Below are 12,052 nucleotides of genomic sequence, written 5' to 3' on the forward strand. Positions count from 1 at the left end.
CCAATTCTTATTCATTTTTTGTCGAAAAAAGGGTGATAAGCGCTCTTTTAGTGCGTGTTAGGAGGTTTTTTTTCATGAAGGCCAGACAGCGAAGATCCGCTTCCAAGTCTTACTCGTTTTCCAAAATCTTTACAAGTATCGGCCTGTCGCTTGGACTGTTAAGCACGAGTCCGGTCTATGCCGCTGCCAATCCAGCCGTATCCTTTACCGATATCGGTCAAAATTTTTCCTGGGCGATGCCTGCCATTCAAGCACTCGTATCTGCAAATATCGTAAGCGGTCGGGATTCTTCCCATTTTGCGCCACAAGCTCCAGTCACGCGGGCAGAATTTGCAAAATTGCTGGTATTGGCCCTTAAACTTCCGTTAGTCAAGCCGGATAACCCGACATTTTCCGATGTTCCGCAGAGTTTTTGGGGCTATTCCTATATCGAGACCGCCTATAAAAACGGATTGATTTTCGGTGTAGGCGACCGGCGTTTTGCACCTGGCGACCCGGTCAAACGGGAAGATGTAGTAACGATGATCGGCAGAGCCCTTTTAAAAGATTCGCTGGATTCATTGAATGTATCAAACATTCAAACATTTAGCGATTACCAGTCGATCGATCCATATGCGCGCGGCGGAGTGGCAGCTGCCACGCAATTGCATATTGTGAACGGTTATGTCGACAAGACATTTCGTCCACAGGGATTGACAAATCGGGCAGAAGCTTCCCAGATCATCTACCAGACGATGAACGTCTCAACAGATCAAATACATAGTCTGGAAATTCCAAAAATCACGATTTCACAACTGCCTGCACAGCTTAAGATCGGTGATAAACAATCATTCACGGCAACTGTCGCCTATCCGGACGGGACGACATCCAATGCGCCCATTCATTGGTCGGTAGCCGGCGGCACCGGAACGATCGATACACAAGGCATGTTTACAGCGACAAATTCAGGCACCGGAACGGTCCAGGCGGATGTCTATCTGCCAAATGGCCGGCAAGTCTCCGCAAGCGTGCCTGTACAAGTCGCCGCACCGATTTCCAAGCTTGTTTTAAACCCGGACGTGATCGAAATGACGAGCGGCGAATCACAAGCAATCACTGTCACGGCATTTGATGCAAACGGCAATTCGGTAAATCCGCCTGCAGTCACTTGGTCTGTCACCGGGAACATCGGCACAGTCTCGAATAATGGGACATTTCAAGCGACACAAGCGGGACAAGGAACGATTACAGCTACCCTTGCACAAGCGGGACAAGCGCCTGTCACCGCTTCACTGCCTGTCGTAGTATTGACACCGTATCATTTGTCGATCTTGCCGGAGACGACATCCGCCTACTATCCGGGACAAAATATTCCGGTTAAAGTTCAACTTTTGGATGACAAAAACCAGCCTGTCAATACGGATTCAAGCAGAAGCATTACATTAACCGTTACGATGCCTGATGGCGGCACCTACACGAGAACGGCAATCGATGCGAATGGAATCGCGACGTTCTCGCTTTCCCATACGCTTGCCGGAAATTACTCCGTGACTGCTTCGGGAGAGCATCTGATACAATCCCAAGCAGACAGTTTCACCGTGTTGCCGGGAGCGCCGGCGGCTTTGAATGTATTTGCGACTCCCTCTCCTTGGGTGACGCCCAATCAGAGTGTGGCGCTTAAAGCGGTTGCCGTAGATACTTGGGGAAATGTGTTGCCGAATATTCACTTGCCTGTACAGGTGTCATTATCCGATTCGCAGCATGGAGCATTCGCCGCAGTCAACGGCACGACCGGCAGCGATTCTTCAATCGGTTCATTCGTCGCAGGACAAACCAAAGGCGACACAACAGTCAATGTCACTGCTACGAGTGACGGACAACCCATTACAGGATCCACTACCCTGCATGTATACACGGCACAAGGCGCCGGGCTTGTCTCCGGCAAAGGCGTCTGGATGATGTGGAGCGACTGGAAGAATCATAATGTGGATGACACATTGGCAAAGCTGAAACAAGCGGGAGTCACACATATTTATCTGGAAGTTGCCACAACGTCTGACGGTTTCTATGGAAAAGACGCTTTAAACGACTTTTTGCCAAAAGCGCATGATCAGGGATTTGTCGTAATCGGCTGGATCTATGCCCAATTAAAAGATCCTTACGCAGATGCGGCACAGACCATTCAAGTCGCTCAGTATGCGACACCGCGGGGCGACAAGGTCGATGGAATTGCTGCTGACCTGGAAGATGCGACATACTTGTCGGCAACAAATCTCGATACGTATTCAAAATCCCTTCGTTCCAACTTGGGAGACAATTATCCGTTAATTGCGGTTACCTATCCGGAGTCCTGGCGGCCGAATTTGCCATGGACGACGTTTGCCCAGTACTACGACGTAATTGCACCGATGGATTATTGGCACTACAACGAGAAAAGCTATTCTTACGACACTGTTTACAACCAGATCAAACCGGAAGTCGACAACATCCGGAAAGCGACAGGCAATCCATACATCGCTGTCACAATGATCGGCCAATCCTACAATATGTTCAACGATGCCGGCCAGGAGCCTACGGGGACAGAGATTACTGCAGCCATGCAAGCGGCCAAAGACAGCGGAAGTGTCGGGTATTCCACATACCGCATGTTCACGGCAACACCTGATGAATGGAATGCATTCGCGAATTTCAAGTGGTAAAAGAGCAGTTTCCGATTGATACAAAAACTGCGATACATCCGATGCAAATATACTACACAAAAAGGAGCTGCGGGGTCACATGAGTCCCGCAACTCCTTTTTTATAATCCTCTACTTCAATCCTACTTCAATCCTGATTTAGATTTTGTCAAATTCCAGCACGCGAAAAATGCTGATGCAATTCCTGTGCCTGACGCAAAGCGATTTGCAATTGTTTCAGATCGATTGCCGCTGTTAAAACACTGCGCAATCCTTCATAATATGCATTTATTTGTTTTGTGAGTTCCACCCGCACAGCAGCCAATTGATCATGCCAGGCATCGAGATGGACTTGTTTTAAAATCTCGCGATTCTTCTTTAAAAGCGTTTCTACCGGCTCCTGCAGCAATTGCTCCAGTTCATCCCGCATGACATCTTTCTTGCCCGCTTCGAAAAAATCTTTCGCATTCCGGTAATATGACAATACTTTGGAAAAATCCCCTTCGATCTGGCCGGGAAAATCAGGTGTGGGAATCTGCTTCCCCTCATACTCGCGAAAATGCATGGCTGGCTTGATTTGCCTGACTTCCCGTTGGAATTTTTCTAGCCATACGCCAAGCATTTTGCCGTTAAATGTCTCCAGCCGCAATGATGTGGCACGCATTTCCTGCTGAACGGTAAATGTCAGACTTTGAACCAGTTCCTGCAAGCAGTGGCGCAAACGTGTTTTTATATCTTTGTACTCATCCTGCAAAACTGACGGATTGAATGCCATCATAAAAGCATCCCGGTATTTCAAAAATAACCGTTGCTTCACGTAATACACCAATTCATCCAATTCCTGAGCAAACAATCGATACTCTGTATCCGCTGAAAAAGTATCGATCAATTGTACGACTCGACATTGCTCTTCATGCAGGGATTGAATCTGTTCCCTGCGGGTCATTTCATCTGCTTGCGCCGAGTTGTTGAGTTCCGACAGCCGTTCCGCAATCCGCTTGATATCGGCAATTGCCGAACGGTTCGCAATTTTCGTCAGATCTTCTTTTATAAAACGGTAAAAATCAGCTTCAAATCGCTGAATGCCAAAGCGTTCCAACACGGCAGACGCACTTGGAAGAGACTGTTCCTGCTCCAAGTCCAGCCGCTGACGAAGCACTTTTTCAGCGCTCGCCGGCAATTTTGCCTTTTCCATCATCCGTGCCAGCAATCCGGTTTGACTGGATACCGGATAAATGCGGGGCATGGAGATGCCGCAGCGGACGAGATTTTGCCGCACATGTTTCAGCACGGTTTCCAATTCTTCTTCCGTTTGTGCCAAATCGGACGCGTTGACAAGGAAAAACATCTTGTCAAGGGCAAATGTATCTTTCACACGCCCCAACTGAACCAGGAACTCTGCATCCGCCCGTCCGAATGCATGATTGTAATAGGTGACAAATAAAATCGCATCTGCATTTTTGATGTATTCAAATGCGACACCGGTATGGCGCGCATTGATCGAATCCGCCCCCGGCGTATCCACCAATGCAATTCCGTTTTGCGCCAGCAGCGAATCATAGTACAGCTCGATCCATTCTGCGAAACAAGCCTTTTCCTCTTTCGCTACAAACGTCTTAAACTGCTTGATGTCAATCGTCATGACAGAACCCAGATGTTCCTGAAGATCTGTCCAGCCGCGCACAACCGCTTTTAGAAAGCTGAAATGGGGCTTGGCATGTGCCTGCAACCCCTCCGGCCGCAATCCGTCAATCACTGCCAAAGCAGATTCCAGGGAATCTGCCGCTACACCCAAAACTCCCAGAGACGATTTCATATCTTCCCATAGATCCGATTTCGCTTTGAGTTGTACGAGCACCGTTCCATGCGGACATTCCGAAGTCGGCGGCAGAATCCGATTGATGGCCGCAGTTGTCGGATTTGGAGATACGGGCAGTACCATATCGCCGATCAAGCAATTGGCAACGGAAGATTTCCCCGCACTGAACGCGCCAAATAATGCAATGGTAAATTGCCGATGCTGCAAGCGTTCCGCTTTCTGTACGAGCAGCTCTACTTCTTCGGCAAATCCGGGAATCTTCTGAATGAGCGAACGCACCGTCAGCAACGATTCGGTAATCGAAGGATGCTGCTCGATGGATTGTATCATTTTCAACACTTCCTTCATTTGTTCAATTCATATGATCCGATTTGTTCGTAAACCATTTGTTCATATGTCTGCATGTTTCCATCCAATGCTTCCAAATTTGTATACGCTTCGATCAACTGCGTCAAATGCTGCTGCTCGCCAAGCAATCGATCGATTTGTTCTTGTGCTTTTGTCTGTATACACGTTAAAAACTCCTGCAGCCAATCGTTGGCCAATTGTCTGTAGGAACTTTTAATGCTGGCACTTAGGTCGCGGGCATACGTATGAACATACGCTCCTTCGAGGGAAGCGCCGGGATTGACTAATCGCAGCAAACGTTCTGAATTCAATTCCACATGGAAATCTTGCAAACGATTCGAAAGAATTTCCGAAGTGATATGATAGTCTTGCAGCGTATGTGACAGCAACTGGGTCAAATGCCACTCAATGGCCGCTTGCATGCGTTGTTGCACATCCGCTTGCAATGCCTGCAGACGATTCATGCGTTCCTGTTCCGTCTTGGCCTTGCTGCCAAGCCAGCCAATCCGAAATTTTTCCTGTCTGCTCTGCAAAAATGCTTCGATCTGTTCAATGGTCGGATATGGCGTCAAAGGAGCATTGTCCAACAATGTGTCAATTTTTTGCAAAACCTCTTGTTTTGCGGTTTGCGGTAATTTTTGCAAATGTTCCACTTCTGTTTGGACTGCCTGCAATCTTTCACGTGCCTCGGAAAATGTCAATAAATCCTCTGCAGCATCGATGATTTGCTGCCATTTGGAACGCTCCCTCTCTTGGCTATCCCTGACAATTCGAATATGCTCTGCGATGACAGTCTTCGCACTTGCACGGATGCTGACTGCCAATATTTCATTCCGTTGCTGAAATTGGCGCCCCAGATCCTGCCGCAGCTGTTCGTATTCATTTTCCGGATGATCTTCTTCCATCAAGGAAGTGAAATATATGCCCCGCAACGCAATCCCCCAAAGGGAAAATGCTTCTTCCACACTTTCGCGATACGTACTGAAATCCATCTCCAAATCAAAATGCTTGTCAATTTGATTGACGATTAAATACACCGATTTGCCATGGTCAAGCAACTGCCTGGTAAATTGAAAATTCAATTCGGACTGAACATGATTGTAATCGACAACATAGTAAACGACATCCGCCAGATGCAGCGTCGATTCCGTCACCAGCCGATGGGCATCATCTGTGGAATCGATCCCCGGCGTGTCCATGATGGCGATCCCTTGCGGCAGCCATTCGCTCTCTGCAAAAATTTTGATTGTTGCAACTGTTTGGCCATCCGCACAAAACTCTTTCAGTGCTTTCATCCCTGCTTCCGACAACTCGAAGGATTCTGTGCCGCCATCGACCCGAAATGCAATGGCACGATTTTTTCCATGCTCAATCAGCACCAAATTCGCACTTGTCGGTATCGGACTGCTCGGGAGCACCTTTTGTCCGATCAAAGAATTGATCATGCTGGATTTTCCGGCGGAAAAATGACCGCAAAAAGCGACAATCATCTGATTTTTCCGCCATTTCTCAATAAGATCTTGAATTTTTAGCGCGCTTATCGAGTCGTTCTGCTCAAGCATGCGACCCGCAATATTTTGCAATTGTTCTACTAGATTTTCCATATGCCTCACCACAATATCGTAATCAATTCTCCCATGATTCTAACATTCTCAGATACGATTGAAAACAATTTACAATGTGCAAAAACAACCAATACAAATTTGGTTTGATCTCATATAGACATTCACCTATTTTTGCTTCCCTTCATACAAATAACTGTCAAAACAAATTTGAGGAGGATCCTTATGACAAATCCAAATGTGAACACGCAAAATCAGCAACCTTTTGCAGAATCAGGCAATCCTAACAATTTGGGTGAAGAAAACAATCGCAACCATAAAACACATCCATACGGGCTGCCTGTCAATCCCCCATATGGCGCACCTGGCATGTATCCATATGGTCACATGCCATACGGATATGGACATATGTATCATCCGTATTGGCACCATCATCATCACTACGGATGGCATCATCCCTACTACGGACATATGCAAACATATCCATACGGCATGTACGGCGGTTATGGCTATCCCTATTATAATCGCGATTTTAGCTTCGCATATCAGCAACCGGCATTCTTTGAACAGCCGCAAGTGCAAGCACAACCCCAAACACAGCAACAAGTGGACCAGCAACCGTCAGCTTCCTTTGGCCAGCCGGCCGGATATCCATATGGCACCCCTGGCTTCGAGACAAATGGAGGATTTCCCTACGGTCCTGTCAGTCCAACACCGTTTTATGGCGTTCAAAACCAGGGAATCGGACGCAATCCGGCACAAGGAGGCCAAGTGATTCAAGGCACTTCCACACCTGTACGGAAGGCAAAAAGCGAATCCAATTCCTATCGTGGCGCGGAAGGCAGCGCATCCCAGCAACAATCGGCCAATTAATCGGGCAGTCGGAAAAAAGCCTCTGTGTATGATCATACATAGAGGCTTTCTGCTTTTTGCATTTGCAATTATTGCATTTTATTTTTTGCATTTCCGTTTTTTCAAACACCCGCTGCCCTTTGTCCGCCATTTCCGATGCAAAAAATAGGCGCTTTTCACTTGCCCTCGAAAATGTGTTCACTGCTGAATACCATCTCCTGCGAAGAATGCTTTGGCTGAATGTCAATCGGATACCTCTTCATAAGTTCATTCGTGGAAATCGCAATGATCTTTGGAATGAGCAGGTTTGTTTTGGTTTGCAACCTTTGCAGCCCTTGTGGATGAACGGCATACAACAAGAAGCGCAAGTACAATTTGCTGCAGGAGGAGAAAAGACCTTTTGGCAAATCGGCCACGGTAAAGCCAAGTTGCCGGCTTCCCCGATAAATCATGGTAATTCCATATAACCCCTTGATTTTATCACGATACGGATGATGAACAATGAATTCCAAGATTTGCGGAAGCAACTGTTCAGTCGCTCGAATCATTTGCACTGCCAGATGAATCGAAGACCGGGCCTGTGTGGCCATCTGCATCAGCAATTCATTGTTGAAATGGAGTTCAACCACATAATCTCCTTTTTGAATGCTCTCACCGTTTGTCAATTGAATCGTTTTCCCGCGATAGGTACAGACCCTTATATTCAAAAAAGGGTTGTTTCTGTCAATTGTCCGGACATGAAAAACTGCATGAAATGCTTTTTCCCATTGCATCCATAAATAAATAAGCAGCCGTTTCTTCCGACTTAATTTTCTTTCAATCGCCGGTTTTTGAAAAGGAATCATTTCGTCAATTCGTACACAAGTATAGCCTTTGGCAAGCAGCGCTGGAAACACTTGATCCAATGCCTGGATGGTATGCAAAGGTGCGTCCCGATTGGCACCGAACGTTTCCCCGCTATCGTGCAAGACGATGACAGCCCCTGGCTGTATCTTTTGCAGCAGCCTTGTTTTAATTGCTTCACTCCCGCCTTTACTTCGCCAGTCGCCAACCATGACAGACCATAACACGATCAGAAATGTCTGCCGCAGCAAAAAATCGAACAGATTGGTCAATCCCCAGGGAGGACGGTAATAGACAGGGCGCACACCTGTAATGTTTTCGATAAAAGAAGCGGATCGATCCAGATGGCGGCGGATTGTCCAAGGTGTCAGGAACCAGTTGGAACGATGTACATAATTGTGAATTCCGATCAAATGCCCTTCTTGATGCATGCGCAAAATGAGTTCAGGGAATCGTTCCGCTTTCGATCCCACGACAAAAAATGCGGCTTTTATCTTATATGTTTTCAATAGATCCAGCAGTTGTGGCGTATATATAGGATCCGGCCCGTCATCAAAGGTGAAAGCAACTTCATGGCGAGTCCGGCTTTTTCGAAATACTCCAAAGCCGAACCACCTTGCAGCGATACTTGGGATGATTGCATACAGCAGGAACAGCGCCACAACCAAGAATAATATGCTAACCATGACAAACTCTCCCCTTTTTAGAGGATGTTCAAAAAGTAGTCAAAACTCCACGGCGGATTGCTTTGTCGAATCCCCCAAAGGCTTACTCATGTACCAAACACGTACACTCCGTCGCCTTTTCGTGCTTCGACTTCGCACTCCTTGTGTCTTACTTGACCACTTTTTGAACACTCACTTTTATTGATTTTCTTTGAACATCCACTTGAAGTATTTACTGAATAGTATTGTATTAATATTGTACTACTTTTTGCCGCATTCGATCGATAATATCGTCAACGATCGTTTCCGCCGCATTGCTTTTATGAATATATTGCACTGCTCTCCGCATCTCTGATAACCGATTTGCATCATCCAAAAGCCGTGTTACCACGGCCGGCAATTCGTCGGCACGCTGAATCGTAATCGCCGCTCCCTTTTTTGTCAGGTAACGGGCGTTTTCCGCCTCTTGTCCGGGAACCGGCCGAAAAATAATGATAGGCAGATTGATTGCAAGAGCTTCTGTAAGTGTTATGCCTCCCGCTTTCGTAACAAGACATGAAGACATTTTCATAAGTTGGGGAATTGCATCCACATATCCGAACACACGGATCATGGAATGACGGGAAAATTCCGTTTCCAATTCTTTTTGTAAGGATTGATTTTTTCCGCAAAGTAAAATCATTTGCAAATCGCCGTTTGCCAAACATGCATGGCCAATTTTTTTCAGCATGGATCTTCCATACGCACTTGCCATCACCAACACGATTTTTTTAGACGGATCAAGTCCATATTCTTGATAGTGTTGGAGAGTCGTATGTAAATCAGGGCACTCAAAACCCTCTCGCAATGGAATGCCGCTCACTTGAATTTGCCCGGTATAAATTCCTTTCCTTATCATCTGCATTTTCATCTCTTCTGTCGGCACGTAAAATTGATCGATTTCAGGATGAAGCCAACGATTGTGCAATGCGAAATCTGTCAGCACCGTAACGGTAGGAATCGGGCAACCTGCTTTTTTTCGAAACTCCGGCATGACCTGCATGGGAAATGTATTAATCACAACATCCGGTTGTTCCCTTTGGATAATCTCCCGCAATTTGCGAATTCCAAAAGAGTGAAACAGGCGAGACAACAACGTATCGTTGTGCATGTTTTGCGTTGAATAATACGACCACCCATATAACGATGGCAGAAACGTATAACTTTTTACATACAGGTATCGTGTGAAAGCATTGATCCAAGGATGAGCCTCAGCAAATAAATCCGTTACCATCACACTCTCGATGCCTTTTTTGTGAAAATGTTTTTCCAACACCCGAGATACTTGCCGATGTCCCTCCCCGTAGCTTGCGTAGAGAATTAACACTTTCCAGTTTTTGCTCATCATATCCTCCCCCCATCGCCGAGGAATTCATCACATCTATTTCTATCAATTCACACAAATTGGATATCTTAAAGTTTGTTTGAACCGAATGAATTTTACAAAGCAGACATTTTTACACTATCATTGCAAAATCTTGTGCTGTCATCAATAATAATGAGCAAAAAACGCGCTGACAAGTTCGATTCCAGGATTATTTACAGGATCATTCTGTTTCATTGATTAAGCCAATTTGTTGTAAAAATAATTTTACAATTTCCTCCTGATACAATATTCGCGACGATAAAGCAAGGCTCATGGAAGTTTCCACCGTTACGGAATGGGATTGCAGTATGCGGGCGGCAGCTGTTCGAAAAGAACCGGGAAGGATGTGGCGGCTGATTGTAAAACGCTCATGCGGCGTATCGATGCGCCGGTTTATTCTTTTTACTACTTCTTGCGAGATGTGAATGGTTTGCGAGTTTGGATAACAAATAATAGATTGGCCTAATTTCCCTTTGTTCAACCGCGAAAAACCGGTTGCTTCATGGAGATCCAAACACCATGACGGTCGATATTTCTTGGAAACCCGGAATAACTCGGCAGCTAATCGGTGCCGACACTTGTCTCCGGCTTTGCGTGGAAATGTTCGGTTCAGATCAGGATTGCCCCGAATGCGATTACGATACGCAATCTGATTTACGGTCGGCACCAAAATTAAAGTTCCTTTTTCGATCTTTACTTGCAACAACCGCTGCGCCGCCAAAATACCTGCGATTTCTTTTCCATGAATCCCTGCAGTCACCATGCAAACCAGCCCCTTTTGCGCCCCATGCAGCACATAAAACGGGGTTTTCAGAGATGTGTCGGCTCCCAATTCCGATTGTATTACTTCCATCCCCTTCACACTCCTCATCTTTTTGATACAATACCAATACTCAATCACTTGTTTTGATGAAAGAGCAGATCGCCTATTGTTTCAAAAATGTGCATAGGCCTTCACAACAACTTCTCATCATTTTTTAATCAAATTCTAATGAACCGATGAAAAGGAAATGAATGAAACATGGTTAAATGGTAAACAGCCATGCAAATGAATCTTAATCAATTTCTAATCTTTCATTTAGGACACATTCATGATTCTCAGCTATACTGTTCAGATGAAAAATTATGAATTCGTTTGATTTCCATTTGACCGCTATGCAATTTTGTTGAACCTCTATGCAATTTTGAAAAAATTAAGATGGAGTGGTGATTCATTTGCTGCACGGCAGAATACTCGTGATCGAGGATGAAAAAGATCTGGCGCAATTGTTGGAACTGGAGTTGCGTCATGAAGGATACGAAGTAAAAGTGGCGTATGATGGTCGACAGGGGTTGGAACTGGCCCTAAAACAAAGTTGGGATGTTATCTTGCTGGACATCATGTTGCCGGAAATCAACGGTCTTGAGGTTTGCCGGAGAATTCGCCAGGAGAGTCCGGTTCCGATTCTCATACTGACGGCGCGGGGAACCGTTCCAGATCGTGTTGCAGGATTGGATTACGGTGCGGATGACTATATGGTCAAACCTTTTGCAATTGAAGAACTGCTGGCACGCATTCGTGTTTTGATCCGCAGACATTCCTTGAAGGACGATGAATCGCAACGTCTTGCAGCAGGTACGCTGACGATGAATACCGGTGCGCGGGAAGTCGAGCGGGAAGGCAGGATGATACCATTGACGGCACGTGAATTCGATCTGCTGGAATTTCTTTTGATCAATAAAAACACGGTCGTATCTCGCGACCTCATTTTGTCAAAAGTATGGGGATACGATTATTCCGGAGATACCAATATTGTTGATGTGTATGTACGGTACCTGAGAAGCAAAATGGATGAAGGATTCGATAAGCCTTTGCTGCATACCGTTCGTGGAGTCGGCTATGTACTAAAGGAATAGGGGGAT

The 12,052-nt window shown here is 45.9% G+C and carries 8 protein-coding genes; 3 read left to right on the plus strand and 5 right to left on the minus strand.

Annotation, left to right across the window (positions count from 1 at the left end):
* Positions 1-74: 74 nt before the first annotated feature.
* Positions 75-2,678 (plus strand): S-layer homology domain-containing protein, encoded by a 2,604-nt coding sequence (locus LSG31_RS02075; protein WP_347437763.1) that lies wholly within the window; start codon positions 75-77, stop codon positions 2,676-2,678.
* Between the two features lie 147 nt (positions 2,679-2,825).
* On the opposite strand, the gene LSG31_RS02080 is transcribed toward LSG31_RS02075, so the two are convergent.
* Complete coding sequence (locus LSG31_RS02080) at positions 2,826-4,805, minus strand: dynamin family protein (protein WP_347437764.1); 1,980 nt, start codon at positions 4,803-4,805, stop codon at positions 2,826-2,828.
* 14 nt (positions 4,806-4,819) lie between these two features.
* Positions 4,820-6,427: a dynamin family protein gene (locus LSG31_RS02085; protein ID WP_347437765.1), complete on the minus strand. Its 1,608-nt coding sequence runs from the start codon at positions 6,425-6,427 to the stop codon at positions 4,820-4,822.
* Between the two features lie 183 nt (positions 6,428-6,610).
* On the opposite strand from LSG31_RS02085, the gene LSG31_RS02090 reads away from it, so the two are divergent.
* A complete protein-coding gene (locus LSG31_RS02090; RefSeq protein WP_347437766.1) occupies positions 6,611-7,258 on the plus strand; it encodes a hypothetical protein in 648 nt (215 codons plus the stop codon).
* A 155-nt stretch (positions 7,259-7,413) separates the two neighbouring features.
* Here the strand turns inward: LSG31_RS02090 and LSG31_RS02095 are convergent, their stop codons facing one another.
* The 3 genes from LSG31_RS02095 to LSG31_RS02105 form a co-directional block, all read right to left on the minus strand.
* On the minus strand, positions 7,414-8,766 hold the full coding sequence (locus LSG31_RS02095; protein ID WP_347437767.1) for a polysaccharide deacetylase family protein: 1,353 nt from the start codon (positions 8,764-8,766) through the stop codon (positions 7,414-7,416).
* 229 nt (positions 8,767-8,995) lie between these two features.
* Complete coding sequence (locus LSG31_RS02100) at positions 8,996-10,129, minus strand: MGDG synthase family glycosyltransferase (RefSeq protein WP_347437768.1); 1,134 nt, start codon at positions 10,127-10,129, stop codon at positions 8,996-8,998.
* Positions 10,130-10,331: 202 nt separating this feature from the next.
* Positions 10,332-11,003, minus strand: a complete 672-nt coding sequence (locus LSG31_RS02105) for a succinylglutamate desuccinylase/aspartoacylase family protein (RefSeq protein WP_347437769.1) — start codon at positions 11,001-11,003, stop codon at positions 10,332-10,334.
* Positions 11,004-11,368: 365 nt separating this feature from the next.
* Here LSG31_RS02105 and LSG31_RS02110 point away from each other — a divergent pair, with 365 nt between their 5' ends.
* Positions 11,369-12,046: a response regulator transcription factor gene (locus LSG31_RS02110; RefSeq protein WP_347439418.1), complete on the plus strand. Its 678-nt coding sequence runs from the start codon at positions 11,369-11,371 to the stop codon at positions 12,044-12,046.
* Positions 12,047-12,052 lie beyond the last annotated feature (6 nt).

It is taken from the genome of Fodinisporobacter ferrooxydans (genome assembly GCF_022818495.1).
Lineage (GTDB): Bacteria > Bacillota > Bacilli > Tumebacillales > MYW30-H2 > Fodinisporobacter > Fodinisporobacter ferrooxydans.